The organism is Roseobacter weihaiensis (assembly GCF_020622345.1).
GTDB lineage: Bacteria > Pseudomonadota > Alphaproteobacteria > Rhodobacterales > Rhodobacteraceae > Roseobacter > Roseobacter weihaiensis.
Genome location: NZ_JACNMO010000012.1, coordinates 1 through 15,436, shown reverse-complemented (window position 1 = coordinate 15,436; position 15,436 = coordinate 1). Strand labels below are relative to the sequence as shown.

12 protein-coding genes and 5 pseudogenes are annotated in these 15,436 nt (G+C 58.3%); 12 read left to right on the top strand and 5 right to left on the bottom strand.

The genetic code is table 11. The features are described 5' to 3' along the window. Window positions 1–27 precede the first annotated feature (27 nt). From H7847_RS14675 to H7847_RS14655, 5 genes are read left to right on the top strand one after another with little or no spacing between them, the layout of a single operon-like run. Window positions 28–1,560: a sugar ABC transporter ATP-binding protein gene (locus tag H7847_RS14675; protein WP_227270230.1), complete on the top strand. Its 1,533-nt coding sequence runs from the start codon at window positions 28–30 to the stop codon at window positions 1,558–1,560. A gap of 6 nt (window positions 1,561–1,566) precedes the next feature. Then, window positions 1,567–2,547, top strand: a complete 981-nt coding sequence (locus H7847_RS14670; RefSeq protein WP_227270359.1) for an ABC transporter permease — start codon at window positions 1,567–1,569, stop codon at window positions 2,545–2,547. Then, window positions 2,544–3,545 carry an ABC transporter permease gene (locus tag H7847_RS14665; protein ID WP_227270229.1) on the top strand — a complete coding sequence of 334 codons (1,002 nt, stop codon included), beginning with the start codon at window positions 2,544–2,546 and terminating at the stop codon, window positions 3,543–3,545. Before H7847_RS14670 ends, H7847_RS14665 begins: the two co-directional genes overlap by 4 nt. Then, window positions 3,542–3,859 (top strand): L-rhamnose mutarotase, encoded by a 318-nt coding sequence (rhaM, locus tag H7847_RS14660; protein WP_227270228.1) that lies wholly within the window; start codon window positions 3,542–3,544, stop codon window positions 3,857–3,859. The genes H7847_RS14665 and rhaM overlap by 4 nt, the downstream gene beginning before the upstream one ends. Then, window positions 3,856–5,235: an FGGY-family carbohydrate kinase gene (locus tag H7847_RS14655; RefSeq protein ID WP_227270227.1), complete on the top strand. Its 1,380-nt coding sequence runs from the start codon at window positions 3,856–3,858 to the stop codon at window positions 5,233–5,235. Before rhaM ends, H7847_RS14655 begins: the two co-directional genes overlap by 4 nt. Before the next feature lie 179 nt (window positions 5,236–5,414). Here H7847_RS14655 and H7847_RS14650 read toward each other — a convergent pair whose 3' ends face one another. Next, window positions 5,415–7,178, bottom strand: coding sequence for an alpha/beta fold hydrolase (locus H7847_RS14650; protein ID WP_227270226.1), 1,764 nt, complete (start codon window positions 7,176–7,178; stop codon window positions 5,415–5,417). A gap of 370 nt (window positions 7,179–7,548) precedes the next feature. Between H7847_RS14650 and H7847_RS14645 the strand changes: the two genes are divergently transcribed. From H7847_RS14645 to H7847_RS14625, 5 genes and pseudogenes are all read left to right on the top strand, one after another. Beyond that, window positions 7,549–8,211, top strand: coding sequence for a hypothetical protein (locus H7847_RS14645; RefSeq protein WP_227270225.1), 663 nt, complete (start codon window positions 7,549–7,551; stop codon window positions 8,209–8,211). A gap of 130 nt (window positions 8,212–8,341) precedes the next feature. Beyond that, entirely contained in the window at window positions 8,342–9,022 is a 681-nt protein-coding gene (locus H7847_RS14640) for a hypothetical protein (RefSeq protein ID WP_227270224.1), read from the top strand. 825 nt (window positions 9,023–9,847) lie between these two features. Further along, a complete protein-coding gene (locus H7847_RS14635; RefSeq protein ID WP_227270223.1) occupies window positions 9,848–10,966 on the top strand; it encodes a hypothetical protein in 1,119 nt (372 codons plus the stop codon). A gap of 790 nt (window positions 10,967–11,756) precedes the next feature. After that, window positions 11,757–12,074 carry a hypothetical protein gene (locus tag H7847_RS14630; protein ID WP_227270222.1) on the top strand — a complete coding sequence of 106 codons (318 nt, stop codon included), beginning with the start codon at window positions 11,757–11,759 and terminating at the stop codon, window positions 12,072–12,074. Window positions 12,075–12,182: 108 nt separating this feature from the next. Beyond that, window positions 12,183–12,820, top strand: a pseudogene (locus tag H7847_RS14625) (DDE-type integrase/transposase/recombinase); the annotation flags it as partial. A 245-nt stretch (window positions 12,821–13,065) separates the two neighbouring features. On the opposite strand, the pseudogene H7847_RS14620 reads toward H7847_RS14625, so the two are convergent. Next, window positions 13,066–13,477, bottom strand: a pseudogene (locus H7847_RS14620) (transposase); the annotation flags it as partial. 141 nt (window positions 13,478–13,618) lie between these two features. Between H7847_RS14620 and H7847_RS27180 the strand changes: the two are divergent. Then, window positions 13,619–13,732: a MerR family DNA-binding transcriptional regulator gene (locus H7847_RS27180; protein ID WP_227270358.1), complete on the top strand. Its 114-nt coding sequence runs from the start codon at window positions 13,619–13,621 to the stop codon at window positions 13,730–13,732. Here the strand turns inward: H7847_RS27180 and H7847_RS14610 are convergent. After that, window positions 13,689–13,904: pseudogene (locus H7847_RS14610) on the bottom strand (DDE-type integrase/transposase/recombinase); the annotation flags it as partial. The gene H7847_RS27180 and the pseudogene H7847_RS14610 overlap by 44 nt on opposite strands. A gap of 2 nt (window positions 13,905–13,906) precedes the next feature. Continuing rightward, complete coding sequence (locus H7847_RS27175; RefSeq protein WP_406676005.1) at window positions 13,907–14,131, bottom strand: LysR substrate-binding domain-containing protein; 225 nt, start codon at window positions 14,129–14,131, stop codon at window positions 13,907–13,909. Between H7847_RS27175 and tnpA the strand changes: the two are divergent. After that, window positions 14,131–14,603, top strand: a pseudogene (gene tnpA, locus H7847_RS14600) (IS200/IS605 family transposase). The gene H7847_RS27175 and the pseudogene tnpA overlap by 1 nt on opposite strands. An 8-nt stretch (window positions 14,604–14,611) precedes the next feature. Here tnpA and H7847_RS27170 read toward each other — a convergent pair. Then, window positions 14,612–15,436 (bottom strand): annotated as a pseudogene (locus tag H7847_RS27170) (IS3 family transposase); the annotation flags it as partial.

Here is a 15,436-nt window from a genome sequence, read left to right as displayed (position 1 = left end):
TCCCCCGCAGTTGGAAAGAGTGTCTACATGGCAGAGCGTGCAGCACCGGTCGATGCGCCCGTTGTATCGATGGATGCAATCACCAAGACCTTCCCCGGCGTGAAGGCGCTGGATCAGGTAAAACTGGATCTCTACCCCGGTCAAGTGACTGCCCTTGTTGGCGAAAACGGGGCTGGAAAATCCACGACCGTAAAGATTCTGACAGGCATCTATGCGCCCGATGGCGGCACGATTCGCATCGGTGGCGCGCCCGTCACGCTCAATACACCGAATGACGCATCCCGCGTCGGGATTACCGCGATCCATCAGGAAACCGTGCTTTTTGATGAGCTTTCGGTCGCTGAGAACATCTTTATCGGCCATGCGCCCCGCACCAGATGGGGCCTGATCGACAGGGCCGAGATGCACCGCGCGGCCAAGGTCTTGCTGGACGAGATCGGCGCGCCCTTTGCCACGCATGCCCTGTTGCGGGATCTTGGCATCGCCAGCAAACACCTTGTCGCGATTGCACGCGCCCTGTCAGTCGACGCCCGCGTGGTGATCATGGATGAACCCACCGCAGCCCTGTCACACAAGGAAATCGAAGAGCTTTATGAACTGATCGAAACCCTCAAATCCCAAGGCAAGGCGATCCTGTTTATCAGCCACAAGTTCGATGAGATCTTCCGCATCGCGGACCGATACACCGTCTTTCGGGACGGGGCGTTTGTCGGCGAGGGGCTGATCGCCGATATCGATGAGGATGCGCTGGTCAGGATGATGGTTGGCCGCGCCGTTGATCACATCTTCCCGGACCGTGAGCAAGCCGTTGGGGAAGACATTCTGCAGGTGGCCGGCTACGATCATCCCACCGAATTTGCCGATATTGGCTTTACGCTCAAACGCGGCGAAATCCTGGGTTTCTATGGCCTTGTGGGTGCGGGCCGGTCTGAATTCATGCAAGCGCTGTTCGGTATCACCAGGCCCAGCAAAGGTGTGACCCTGATCAACGGCGACATCAAGGTGATCCGTTCGCCTGCCGATGCCGTTGCCGCCGGCATCGTCTACGTCCCGGAGGATCGCGGCAAGCAAGGGGCCGTGATCGGTCTGCCGATCTTTCAGAACATCACCCTGCCGTCGCTGAAACGGACGTCGAAATCCGGTTTTCTGCAGTTGGCAGAGGAATTCAAGCTTGCCCGTGAATACGCTGAACGCCTTGATCTGCGGGCCGCTGCATTGGATCAGGATGTGGGCAATCTGTCCGGCGGTAACCAGCAAAAGGTGGTCATCGCCAAATGGCTCGCCACCCAGCCGCAGGTGATCATCCTGGATGAACCGACCAAGGGGATCGATATCGGGTCCAAGGCGGCAGTGCATGAATTCATGGCGGAACTGGCCAGCCAGGGCCTGTCTGTCATCATGGTCAGCTCCGAAATTCCTGAAGTCATCGGCATGTCTGACCGGGTGATCGTGATGCGCGACGGGCGGATCGTGGCCGAAGTTGCGGGCGACGAACTGACCCCGGAAACCCTTGTACGTCATGCCGCGGGCATCACCGCGGCCCAACTGCAGGAGGCCTGAGCGTTGCTGTCCCGGACCTTCCCCATACGCGAAACCATTCTGGCGGGCGCCATTGTCGTGCTTCTCGCCCTGATCGCATCGCGTTTTGCGGGGTTCATTGCCCCGTCGAACCTCGCCAGGGTATTCAATGATACGGCCCCGTTGATCATCCTGGCCCTGGGTCAGATGGTCGTCATCCTGACCCGCTGCATCGATCTGTCGGTTGCGGCCAATCTTGCCCTCACCGGCATGGCAGTGGCGATGATCAACGTCGCCATGCCGGGTCTGCCGATCCCGATTATCATTGCCATCGCCATCATGTTGGGTGCAGTGATGGGGGCGATCAACGGCGTCCTTGTGTGGAAGCTCTCGATCCCGCCCATCGTGGTCACCCTGGGCACCATGACGATCTTTCGGGGCATCATCTTCCTGATCTCCGATGGCAAATGGGTGAACTCCCATGAAATGAGCCCCGCCTTCACCGGCTTCCCGCGGGCCGAGATCTTGGGCCTTCCGGTCCTGTCATGGGTGGCAATCGTCACCACCCTGATCTTTGCCGTCATGATGTCGCGCACCCCGCTGGGCCGATCAATCTTTGCCGTCGGCGGCAACCCGCATGCGGCGGTCTACACGGGCATCGATGTCGGCAGGACACAGTTTCAGGCCTTCGTGATTTCCGGCGCTCTTGCCGGGCTGACAGGCTACCTCTGGGTCGCGCGCTATGCCGTGGCCTATGTGGACATCGCGGGCGGCTTTGAACTCGAAGTCGTGGCGGCCTGCGTGATCGGCGGCATCTCCATTGCCGGCGGGGTTGGCTCCGTGGGCGGTGCAGTGCTTGGCGCGATCTTCCTCGGCGTGGTCAAGAACGCCTTGCCCGTCGTGAACATCTCGCCGTTCTGGCAGCTGGCGATTTCCGGCAGCGCGATCCTGATCGCCGTCGCCTTCAACGCCAGCGCGGGCCGCAAGAAAGGCCGGATCATCCTGAAATCCGCCGAGGTGACCTCATGACCGACATTTCCACCGACCGGAGTGTTCCCGACCGCCTCAACAGCCGCACCTATCGCACCTTGCGCAGTTGGGAAGCGCTGCTTCTGGCCGTCGCCATTGCGATCTTTGTTGTCAACAGTTTCGCGTCGCCATACTTCCTGAATGCCTGGAACCTCAGCGATGCGACCTTCAATTTCACCGAAAAAGCGATGATCGCTTTCGCCATGGCGCTGCTGATCATAGCCGGTGAAATCGACCTGTCCGTTGCGTCCATCATTGCGCTGGCCAGCACGGCCATGGGCCTTGCAGCGCAGTACGGGGCGGGCACGCCGGAGCTGGTGCTTATCGGTCTGACTGTGGGGTTGCTCTGTGGTGCTTTCAATGCGGTCTTCGTGACAGTTCTGGGGCTGCCCTCCATCGTCGTCACCATTGGCACCATGAGCCTGTTTCGCGGTATCAGCTTCATCATCCTCGGCGATGATGCGTTTCGCGGCTATCCCGCCAGCTTTGCGTGGTTCGGACAGGGCTACATCTACTGGGTGTTCACGGTTGAGATGCTGCTCTTCGTGATCATAGCGGTGATCTACGGCGTCCTGCTGCACAAAACCAATTTCGGGCGCGCGGTCTATGCCATCGGCAATAACCCCACCGGCGCGCTTTTCAGCGGCATTCGTGTGCAACGGGTCAAGTTCATCCTGTTTCTGCTCACTGGCTTGATGTCCGGGGTCGCGGCGATTTGCCTGACCTCGCGTCTCGGATCGACCCGCCCCAGCATCGCCATGGGGATGGAGCTGGAAGTGGTCACCATGGTTGTGCTGGGCGGCGTGAACATCCTTGGCGGGTCCGGATCTATCCCCGGTGTGGTGATTGCGGCCTTTGTAATGGGGCTTGTGACCTTTGGTCTTGGCCTGCTCAACGTACCGGGCATCGTGATGTCGATCTTTATCGGCCTGCTGCTGATCGGCGTTATCGCCTTGCCGCGGCTGTGGGCGATGATCGCCGCAAGGAACAAGGCATGACTGAGCGCTACGTTTTTCGGATGCAATTGAACCCCGGTATGGAGGCGGAATACCAACGCCGTCACGATGCAATCTGGCCGGAACTGGTTGAGCTGCTTCGAGGTGCCGGGGTCCGCGATTACGGCATTTACCTGGATACGGAGACGCACCACTTGATCGGCGTGCTGATCCGCGAAGACGATCATGGGATGGACGGGTTGCCCGACCACCCTGTGATGCAGAAATGGTGGGCGCATATGGCCGATATCATGGAAACCGGACCCGACAACGAACCAGTCGCCGTGCCCCTGAAGCGCGTCTTTCACATGCCATGATCACACCGCGCCATATCGCGGTCATTGATATCGGCAAGACCAACGCAAAACTGGCACTTGTTGATCTGGAAGCGCGCGCCGAAGTTGCGGTTGTGACGCGCCCAAACACCGTGTTGCCGGGTCCGCCCTGGGGGCATTTCGACACCGAGGGGCACTGGGCTTTCCTGCTTGAGGCTCTCAAGACGTTGCACCGTAACCATGGCATCGACGCCATTTCCGTCACGACCCATGGGGCGAGCATCGTGCTGCTCGACCAAGGGGGGAACCTCGCTGCGCCCATTCTTGATTATGAACATCCGATCCCCGCCGATATTGCCCAATGCTACGACGCTATGCGCCCGGATTTCGCGCAAACCGGGTCACCGCGCCTTGCGGGGGGACTGAATGTCGGCGCGCAGCTGCACTATCAGTTCAACCAGGACCCCACGCTGCATGACCGAACAGATACCATTCTGGGATACCCGCAATACTGGGGATTCCGGCTGACCGGTGAGGTGGCCTATGATGTGACCTCGATTGGCTGCCACACGGATCTCTGGCACCCGCAGGCAGGTGACTTCTCTGATCTTGCGGACAAGATGAACATCGCTGACAAAATCGCGCCCGTGCGCAAACCCGACGACATTCTGGGCACCCTATTGCCGGAAATAGCGGGGGCCACCGACCTGCCCAAGAACACGCCTGTGGCCGTGGGCATCCACGATTCCAACGCGTCGCTTTATCCGCACATCCTCGCACAAAACACACCGTTTTCTGTCGTTTCAACCGGCACATGGGTCATTGCGATGGCCGTTGGAGGCAAAGCCAACGGCCTTGATCCCAACCGCGATACGCTCGTGAATGTGAACGCCCTGGGCGATCCGGTCCCATCTGCGCGGTTCATGGGCGGGCGCGAGTATGAGCTGATCCAGGCGGGGCGCGTGGCGATACCAGCAACCGATGATGTTGCAGATGTCCTTGCATCGCGATTGATGCTGCTGCCCGCGGTCGAACCTCTGACGGGACCATTTCAAGGACATCACATGCGATGGACCGGACAGGAACCCGCAATCGGCACCGGGCTCCGCGCGGCGGCCTTGTCGTTCTATCTCGCGATGATGACGGACACCTGCCTGTCGTTGACGGGGGCGGATGGTCCGACAATCGTCGAAGGCCCTTTTGCACGTAACCCGGGATTCAAAACGATGCTTGCCGCGGCAACAGGTCGGCCGGTTTTGCAGAGCGATGCGGCGACAGGCACTGCCATCGGTGCCGCGCTCCTGTTCGAAAGAAATAGTGCGCTTGCAAACCCGGCCCATGCCGATCTTCGAGCCATGTCGCCGGACCATGGTACGTACGCCTCCGAATGGCGCCACCTTGCCAATTCCGCTGGTTGAGAGGTGGATTGCACCCAGAAGGCCCTGCAACAGGGTACAAGGGCGGTCCGGCACGCCTTGGAAGCGGATTGACACGGTGAACTGTGGAGGAGAAGATCCCGGCCTTGGCCGTGCGCGTCTCACCTGTTGACGGCTTCATCGACTTGATGAGGGTACCTTTCTGCGAATGCCAGCAATGGCTAGTCATTCCGGCCGATATCGGTGCCGTCCATCATGTCTTTGAGCCGATCGAGAACCATCTCCCAATGTTGAAAGAACAGCAGATAGCCCGCGCCCTTGATCCGTTCGAAGCGGATGTGGGGCCACTCCAACTCCCATTCGTTTACGGTCTGCGGCGGGGCGTGCTGGTCCTGGTTGCCTGTCAGGAAGTGCGTCGGGATCGAGCGACAGGCGCGGACCGTGTGTTTCCAGTTGAGCGTCTTTGCGAACACCTCGCGGGCAAAGGCGTTGTGGGCGCTGTGCGCTTTTGAAAGAGCAATCTCGGACCCCGACAGGATCGCCTCCAAAATCTCCGGCTGTTCGATTGTTGCGAGGTCGGCGGGGCTGTCACCGTAGACCGCCTGCAGAAAGCTGCGACGACCGATACGGCGCGCAAGACTGAAACCGGCTTTCACCATGAAGGGAAAGACCGTCGGGGCATAGCGTGCGTTGGCCGTGATGAAACGATGCCACTTGCCCATACGCTCGTACTGTTTCGCTTCCGTCATCGGCAGCGTTCCGGCAGCCATGAGAATCGCGGTGATGCGGTCGGGGTGAAGGGCTGCAATGTGATGCGCATACCAACTGTCGTTTCCAAGTGAGATGATTGGGCACGACCTGATGTCGAGATGGTCGAGAAGGGCATGCACGTCGGCTGCCAAGGTCGGGCCATAGCTGGCGGCTCCAACCTCGCGGGGCAGAGATGTCGAGCTGCCAAACCCTGCTCTGATGGGGACCACAACCTGCAATCCACGTCGTGCGGCCTCGGCCTCGGCCCCGGCAGGCCAGCGTATCAACCCGTAGTCGAGCGGCAGGAAAAGAACAGGTCGCCCGCCGGTATCGCCAAGGATGAGGTAATCGAAGCGACGTCCGTCCGGTCTCTTTATTGTCCGAAACGGACGTGGCTCAAGCCGGGCGCTGCCGTTGCTCGACCGCAGGACGAGCTCATTGGTGGCCCCGGTGACGGCGACGATGTTCATCAGCGACAGGCAGACCCGGATCAATTCGGCTTGCCCGTGTGTCTGGGTCTTCTGAAAAATTGCCTTGAGCTGGGTGCGCACCGTTTCAACCGAGCGACCGCGCTGTTCGGCGATCTCTTTGATGGTCGATGTTTCAACCAGTCCGCGGATCACGATAAGTTCCGACGGCGTCAAGCCGAAAGCCTCGGACAGTATTGTGTCGAGCGTGGCTGGCCATTCGAATTCGGGTGTCACGACCAGGGCGAATGGATCGGCCCCCGGCAGGATGCGGATCTGAAGAAGCGCCATGCGGTTGGATCTTGTCGACCGGACCCGCATCTGAAGCGTCTGCGGCCCGCGCCCCGCGAACGCTCTTTCAAGATCATGCTCAAGATGTTCGTGGGCTTCGGTGTCGAATGGCAACGCCGACAGCGGCATTCCCGACCGCACGCCCAGCCAGATTTCGGCGGTGGGGTTGACACGGCTCACCCTGAGCGAAGGGTCGATAATGAAAGCGGCTGCCGTCCGGAACTCGGCCAAGAGTGCGTCGCGGGGATCGCTGGATGCCTCCACGCGATCAAGAAACACATTGGCTCTTTCACAATGAGCTTCAATCTCGTGGTCGGTGAATATCTGGCCCTGAGCAACCGACCCCGGGCGTATGTCACCGACCCGTTTCTCCCACACATCAAGCAGTTCCTCGTAGCGTGTAGGGTCTAACGCGACATCATAGAGGCGGCTGATAATTTCGGAACGGGCGGCGCCAGGCGGCGGGCTCTTCTTCATCTTACAATACTCCAAACACTCGTGAAAACGCGTGGCATCGCACACGCCATTCAACCAAATCCATCTCGAAAGATGGAAAAGCATACCGCTTTTCCCAAAAGCTCGAAGCTCGCCCAGCACTGTGATGTCGCCTTGCGTCGCCGAGTGGCGAATTGCCGCTTTTCGACCGGCCCAGTCGGCGGGTTGCCGCTGAAACTCCGGGTGCAACCGGATGTTCCAGGGCCGCATTCACCCGTTTGGGTGACGCGGGGCTGACCTGCGGCGTCCTAGTGTCTTGCCACGTGTGGTGCGCTCCATGGCCGGACGGAATGCCGTCCCGTCAATGACGGTGTGTGAGATGGGTAAATGTTACATTAGATGGAGATTTGTCATGAAAACTGTTTTGGTCTCGGTCGTGTTTTCGATGTTTGCGGCGGCCGCTTCGGCGGCCAATGTGACCATGGAAAACGGTCGTATCCTTGTAAGCGGCGAATTCATCTGGACGGCTGGCGCAGGGTACATTGATCCCGTGCGCTCCGCTGCCACATACACCTTTGAGCTGCCAATGGCAGGAACGCCGTTCGATCCGGCATTCGCACCACCCCCCGGTGCAAGGCAGCAGCTCCCTCCAACGATCGGGCACGGATTGCCTGTTTCGGTCGGTGATCCCCAGACCCGCGACACCCAGCGCGAGGGCGAAGTGTCAGCGTATCTATTCAACTGGCAAAGTCCGCGTGTTCAGATCCTGCGCCCCGACAATGCGGCCATTGATCCGCAGCCGGTGCTGACGGATCAGTACATCGGCTTAGGGGGTCTTCGCTACGTCACAGATGGCGCGAATGGGACCAGCAACGTCAGCTACATGAACTTTTTCCTCAATTTCAACGAGGACTACAGCCAACTTCTTTCAATTTCGGCGACACAGGTTATCGAATCGTCAATTTTCGTTCCGCTCCCCGGTGGTGATTCCGTCAGCGAACTTGGTGTCCTGGTGGCTCTGGCCGTCGACGAGTTCGATCCCATCAATGTCGCGGATATCTACCAAGAGGAATAGTCCCGCGGCGCGCATCGGCAACAAAAGATCGTCTCGTTTTGCCGTGTAATTGAGCATGGCGAACGATCCCTTGGTCACTCGACAAGCCGATGCCACCGCCACTGGTGACGCTCATTCAAAAGGAAAAACCATGGCTCGGCCAATGTATCATCTTGCCCGCGTTCGGGCGTCCCTCTCATCAAATGCCCGGCGTCATAAACAGAGTTTGCGGGCCTTGCGGCCGCCAAAGCCCTCGGGTCCCGCCCGATCACTGGATGTGCTGCCTGACAAACTGGTCTTTGACCGGTCTGACTGGGTGTCGGCCTGGATCGACCCGCGCAACATGACCGTTAGCCCCTGCGGGACGGTCACGGCCTGTCGAGCGATCTCGACCGCAGGGCGCCTGCTGTGGGTCGTGCGCAAATCCGGGTTGAAGCGGGCCTATCACTCTCGCGAAAAAGACGCGCAGGCGGCGATCGCAGATGCCGAAAACGCCTGGCAAAGACGGCACGATCAAAAGGTTTTCAAACCGCAGGTGCGGGCCATCGTCTCGGATCTGCGCTGGCTGCGCGTTCGGCATCCGGTGCTGATCGATGATGCCTATCGCTCCCCGCTCTGCGATGAAGGTATCGATTGCTTTTTGCGCGCCCTTCGAATTTCGGGGTTCCGGTCCTATCCGGGATGGCTGGTGGGGTGGTTGTTCGCCATCGACAGGCAAGTTGGTTTCGTTTTGTGGGAAGCGCATTTGCGCGTGTCCGCGGCGGCAGGCGACAACAAGGTGACAGACCTGCAGGACCTTTCTTGTCCCGCGAAAAAGCACGGGTCGATCTGATAGCCCGCCTTTTCCGCGAGGCTCATCTGACCGGCTCTTCGACCCGAAGCGTCCCGACCTAAAGGTGACCCGGGCCCTGCCCATAAACTGTCTTTATCTCCTTGGGCATTTCTTGAGAGGCACATTCGATGCCGTGTCTCGCTCATCCTCTTCACCCCCATCAGGGCAACCATCGTCCCGAGGGAACACAGGCCAATGACGCAGGACCATGCAAAGTGAACGACCGACGTGGTGCTGATCGGAAGTCGGCTGGTCTCGTGCATCGGACTGCTGTCGGCGCTGGACGATGATCCTGCCAGTACCGCAAATCATAGGCCAATTTGCGGGTGAGGGGCTTTGGAAATAGCGCTCGGACGACCCTGGGCAGTTGACGGTGCCCTGAAAGAGCCCAATCGTTGAATCTCGCCGGTAAGCAGGCAGGTCGAACGAGGGGATGGCACAGGATCCCAGAAACCCTTGCCTCGAAATCCTGATGCAGCGGGAGGCGGCGAATGCCAGTCAATGGAATCCGCAACGTGATGCCGGAGATAGCAACTGGATTTTCCCGCCGGTTTTGCTTGTTGCATGTTCAAAAACAGCGGCAGATTGTGGTCTTGCAGGGAGAGTAATCTTGCCGATTTTGCGCTCCGAAGGCGGCGAAACCTCGCCTAGGCCATGCGCTGTATTTGGACTCTCCTGCTATGCATATCAAAACAAAAATTAAATCGGATTCTAGGTGGGATATGCCACGGTGGCACCGAGATGTTGAGAGTGGGCCGGGCTGAGATAAACTGTGTGCGGGTCGTTAAACGATTCCTCTATTTAACTGTAAAAAAAGGAAATCTTATGCCTGCCAGCGCGAATTATTTATTAGGTAGCAATCAGGGAAACGATCCCATCAGTGACATCAACAAGGCCCGCATTTTCAAATGGCTGTCCGGTGGCAAGGACTGGGTCAAGACCCTCTCGGAAGATGCGGTGGCCAGGGAGGTACAGAACGAATTTCCCGAGCTTGACGAAAAACACGGCGAACTGGCATTGCGCGCTGCGATTGCAGAATGGGCACAGAAGGCAACCATCAATTTCCCGGCGATCTCGGACCCTGTGCATCCGGCCGATCTACCCAAAATAGGCCTGTCGGATCGCGGAAAATCGCCCAGGCTGTTAAAAGGCCTGGAATTGACCCTTTCAAAGGGCCTCCAGATGACGCCGGGTGAGTCGATGGTGGTGGTGAAGATGAGTGGCGCGTCATTTCGGCCGTTCATGCGCAGCAATTTAGACCCGACGTTGACGCATAATTTTCCCAATCCGCTCGACTGCTCCGACTACGAACCCGAAACGAATCTCAAGATGAATATCGACAAGAGCGCGTTGTCGAGCAGCTACAATTGGAGCAAACAGAAGGCGGCGCTGGACTGGTCGTCTGAAAAAGCATTCCGCAACAGTAAGTTTGGCGCGGGTGTAACCCATGATTTCAAGGAAAAGATTACCGAAGTGAAGCTCAGTGGGCAGGTCGACAAATTCCATCTCAAAGCGGTGTTGTCGGAAAAAACCCAGAGCTTCTCGCTCATCTATCCGACATCCAAGGCCCACAGGTTGTCGCGGTGGGATGTCGTGCATAACGTCGCCAGGATGCATGAAGCAAGCAACAGTATTTTCGAAAAGGCACGGAACCAGGATGTTCGGCGCGATCCCAAGGGTTTTTACGACGACATCTGCAAAGAGGTGAAAACCGTGCGAGGGGTTGTGACATCCATGAACGAGGCGATGAAGTTCTACAGTCAGGATCGCCCGCAATTGTCAGTGTCGTTTGATGTCAAACTGGGCGATTTCAACACCCCGGATTACGCTAGGCAGCCAGTCAACGTCGGGTTTATGCCAGAATACAACATGCCATCGGTCGGAACCGGTGCGGGGGTGACCAATGGGTGGCTTGTCGGGTTCAATTTGCACCTCACCTTCTGACTAGGAGGTGCGGCTTGCGTGGCGGGCCAACGCCGGGGTGGACACCAGCCGTTTGACGGGCCGGATGGTTCAGAGCGTTTGTTGTCTGCGAAATCTCCCGATACGGTACATCTGTCGCATTTTTCTGTCCACCCGGACCGGCTGCAGATCCCTGGCATCTTGATTAAATGACTTTTGATCGCATTGAGCTATCGAGAGTCGCTTTGGTCAATTGCACGTCAGGGCTGCATATTTCAGCGCTAGCACAGAAAAAACAGCTCTCCGCCATCTCGGCTTGTGCCGCTTGAACGGTCATATTGAAAGATGGATGTATGGCGATACTCTCCACCCGATATCTGATGTTGGTGACAAGGCAGAGACAACGCACACTGCGGTTCGGCAGTTTGTTGCCATCTGAGAAGGGATCGTTTTTCCGGCCGGGATCCCTGTGGTATTTTGGATCTCATGTAGCTCAAAAAATCAGTATAGGTGCCCCATGACAAGTCCACATTCGCTTGGTGATTTCGAACTGAAACTGCGGTCCATACTTCCGCCGCCTGCCTCGTTTCAACGGCCCAACTGGAAGCTCTTGCAGGAAAGCCAACTCCGACAGTTGATCCGCAGCCCGTCCGCCCGGCCTTTTGGGAGCATGCAGCAGCCTGCTGGTCGTGCGCCTGTCAAGACTGCACCACTGCAGTCGCCTTTTTACAAACCAGGTGGACCCAGCGCCCCGGATGCAGCACCGCTTCGTCCGGGGGACCTGACCGATTTCCTGGATGCTTCTTGGAAGCTACCGCAAGTTCAGGCGTCTGTGAAACGACTTCAGCAGGAGGCCGAAAAACGCCTGCGTCAATCAATGGCCGGCCTGAGTAGGGGTGACCTTGCCGTGGTCTCTGTCGGGCTTGGAATGATCATGGGCGGCGCGCTCGCTGGGGCGGCCAGCCACGAGACAACGCGCCTCGAAGCGCTAAAACTTGTTTCGGGCAAGAAAATAACGGTGCCCCATCCCGCCCCGGAGGGTCTGCAGATTGAGTTCATCTTGAAGAGGGGCGATGATCTGAAACGCACCGAGATCGGTGGGGCCGTCTATTTTGACCTGATGCCGCACCTGCGCAAGCTCCGCCCCTAGCTAGCAGGGGGCCAAGGCGCGCTGTGTGTCATCTGTGGCGGACCGCGCGCGGGGGGTTACCATGAACATGATTGTCAGATTTTGGTCACGGCTGCCCTTATCCCTGATCTGGACAAGCTCGGCGTTCCCAGAACTACCTTTTATCGCCGCCTCTCGGTGAATGCTTACATTCACCTGTCGGTCAACGGGATATGACCGGTATCTGGCTGGAGGCCCCGAGGCACTCGAGGATCGCAGTCCCAAACCGTCACTGGTTTGGAACCGCATCCCTGAACCGATCCGAGAGAAGATCAAGGACTTGGCGCTGAAGGAAAGCGATCTGTCGCCGCGCGAGTTGGCCGTGTGCTTTACCGACACAGAAAAGTATTTTGTGTCAGAGGGTAAGGAGAATCAGTAATCCGTCCAGTGGACGGATCACTCGACGAACGGGTATCGTATCCTCAAATCCTATGACCTCATCACCAGGCCGGCTTACGTCGTTCTGTCCGCTGCCGACGAGTTCAGGGACAAGACTTCACGCCCGAACCAGCTCCCCCTCTCTTCGCCGCAAGCGGCGACTGCCGGGCAGCGGGCAAACCGACTTCACCTATCTCAAAGTCATCGGCTGGGGTTGGTTCTATCTCTCTACGATCCTCGACGATTACAGCCGGTACATCATCGCCTGGAAGCTCTGCACGACAATGAAGGCCGAAGATGTGACTGATAAGCTGGACGTGGCACTGCGGGCTTCGGGCTGCGATCACCTTCGGTGACACGCGTCTGGCGCAGTGCGGCGCGAAGAATTTTGCCGTCTCGCACCAGCAGGACAGGGGCATTTTGAACTGCAGTGTCCAAACGATCTGATCTTTGACGCGCATACGCGACGCTGAACTGAATCGCAAAAAGCGCAGCCATTGCCGTCACCGTTTGCAAGAGATCGACCCATTTGCCGGCTTGGGCAGCACCCGCCGGCAGCGACCCCATCAACCCCGATGGCGTCGCGGTGCTCCTCGATAAAGGCAATCATGTCCTGGACCGGCGGTCGAGCTCCGTCTCGCTGCGCGGCAGTCGCCGCTTGCGGCGATGAGAGCGGGGGCAAAATATGCCGATGCCTTTCGAAGGATCTCATTGGCCTGCTTCATCCAAGGCCTTCGTTTGGGCCTTCAAATGATCCCCCGGATCATTTGATCGCTACGCGACCGCCCCGCACTCTCGGCCATCGCCGTCGTGATGCCGGCACGATCACCCCGATCAACCTCGGCCTTCTTGACCCACTCGTTCAGAGTCTGCGGCGCGCAACCGATCTTCGAAGAAATCGACAGGATCGCCGACCAGCGGCTCTCATGCTGCCCTGCGTTGTGCACGACCATGCGAACAGCTCGTTCGCGGACTTCGAGGGAATACTTGTTCGTTGTCTTGCTCATGATGCTCCATCCTACTCAGGAGTTGGAGCCTCCGGAAAACCCGGCGCGGTTCATTCCCTCCGTCAGCTTGACTTACACCGAAGATACGGCCTCAACTTAAGTTGAGGTCAAGCGTGAAGGAGCAAAACTTTGACAGCAGAAATGACGATAGTAGAGGTGTCCAACTGCACTGGCGTGTCCGTTTCAGCGCTCCATTTTTACGAACGCAGAAATCTAATCCAGTCTGAACGTAGCGCATCAAATCATCGGGTTTAATCGATAAATATTGCGATCCGTGATCGGAATGATGCACCAGTTGGTCCTGCGCTTGTTTGCGTTGATGAATGGCCCGTTCCAAAGCATCCAGAACAAACCCTGCATGTGCCGTGCAGCTTGCTCGTCAAACTACAATCCGCCGCGCAAACACATCAATGACAAAGGCCACATAACCTAATCGTCAAGCCGCGCCCTGTCGCGAGCAAAATCTACGAGCATGTCAATGAAGACGCGAACCGCCGGAACGCTTGCTCGCTTTGGAGGAAAGCACGCGAAGATCTCGACATCCGGACCAGACAGATCCGGACGGACCCTCACGAGGTCACCACTTTTTTCCAGCGGCTTTGCAAAGATTTCCGGCAGGAATGACACGCCTTGTCCGGGTTTGATGATGCCCAATGCGACTGAAGGGTCTCCAACCGTCGATTTCGGCGCCTCAGTTATGCCCTGTTCTTTCCCGACAAGACACCGGCAGCCACTGCGTTTTCTACCACCGCTATCACATTGTCTGGTCAACTAAGTATCGCTATAAGGTGCTAACCGGCTGTATCCGGCTGCGGGTCCGTGACATCTGCCGCCAAGTCTGCCGAGAAAGGGGCGTGGATATTATCTGCGGTGTGCTGTCGGTCGATCACGTCCACATGTTCGTATCGGTGCCGCCAAAGCTGGCGGTGAGGGACTTGGTGCGGCTGCTTAAAGGCAGATCGTCCCACAAAGTGCAGCGCGCGTTCCCGCAGCTCAAAAAGCGCTACTGGGGCAGGCGCTTTTGGGGACGTGGGTATTTCTCACCGACCAACGTGCCATCAAGGAAGACATTGTACTTCAGTACTTGGCGCAGCATATCGCAAATCCCACCAGCGCAAGCCCGTAGGTGGGTTATTTTTTGGTTTTCATCGATGAGAAGACGCTGTCCATCGCGGCAGTGTCCCAAACGTTGCCAGAGCGGCTCATCGCGCATGTGATGCCGTGGTCTGCCATCAGCCGTTGGAATGGGGCGCGGGTATATTGGCTGCCCTGGTCCGCGTGATGGAGCAGCTCCTTTGGTCGAGCTTTGCGCCAGATCGCCCTTATCAAGGCGTCCGTGACCATCTGAGACGTCATTTGATCGCTTATCCATTGCCCGGCAGGCGATTGCGCAGCAATCTGCCGGGAGGGGTCAGCCGACGGTGAGCCATTGATGCGCCATTGGTTCAAGCCCAATGGCGCACCCGCGAGAACAGATCGATGACGGCCGCACCATAGAGCCAACCGTCCGCGGTCCAAACACATGTGAAGTCTGCCCCCTATTCCCTGACAGGCGATGCTTGCATCGCCGAGAGGGCATGTCTGGTTCGGGCCATCTGCCTCGAACTCTCGCGCAAGCACGTTTGCAAGCGACCGACCTCGTGCCGTCGGGTGACAAGCCACGCCCCGGACGATCATGTGGATGTGAGGATGGTGCGTGAGCGCGGATCCCGTCGCGCCATGGGCGCGCCAAATAAGAATAGAAGACGCACCTCTGGTGCGATGTGCGCAGCACGCTGGTGATGCCCCCCTTTGCGCCGAGGTGCTTTGGACGGGCTCTGAAGGCCGCTTGCCGCATCAATTGCTCAACGCAATGCAGACCACAGGAATAACCTTCTTCGAGAAGATCGTGCCAAACCCGCCGCGCCCCATAGGTTCGATCCGAGCGTAGAAAGCTTGCCCGGATCGCCGCAGATAACT

What these genes read in the sequence shown, in the direction of transcription:
- H7847_RS14640 (WP_227270224.1), top strand. Translation starts at nt 8,342, where the DNA reads ATGGCTCGGCCAATGTATCATCTTGCCCGCGTTCGGGCGTCCCTCTCA.
- H7847_RS14665 (WP_227270229.1), top strand. Translation starts at nt 2,544, where the DNA reads ATGACCGACATTTCCACCGACCGGAGTGTTCCCGACCGCCTCAACAGC.
- H7847_RS14655 (WP_227270227.1), top strand. Translation starts at nt 3,856, where the DNA reads ATGATCACACCGCGCCATATCGCGGTCATTGATATCGGCAAGACCAAC.
- rhaM (WP_227270228.1), top strand. Translation starts at nt 3,542, where the DNA reads ATGACTGAGCGCTACGTTTTTCGGATGCAATTGAACCCCGGTATGGAG.
- H7847_RS14645 (WP_227270225.1), top strand. Translation starts at nt 7,549, where the DNA reads ATGAAAACTGTTTTGGTCTCGGTCGTGTTTTCGATGTTTGCGGCGGCC.
- H7847_RS14650 (WP_227270226.1), bottom strand. Translation starts at nt 7,178, where the DNA reads ATGAAGAAGAGCCCGCCGCCTGGCGCCGCCCGTTCCGAAATTATCAGC.
- H7847_RS27180 (WP_227270358.1), top strand. Translation starts at nt 13,619, where the DNA reads ATGACGATAGTAGAGGTGTCCAACTGCACTGGCGTGTCCGTTTCAGCG.
- H7847_RS14675 (WP_227270230.1), top strand. Translation starts at nt 28, where the DNA reads ATGGCAGAGCGTGCAGCACCGGTCGATGCGCCCGTTGTATCGATGGAT.
- H7847_RS14635 (WP_227270223.1), top strand. Translation starts at nt 9,848, where the DNA reads ATGCCTGCCAGCGCGAATTATTTATTAGGTAGCAATCAGGGAAACGAT.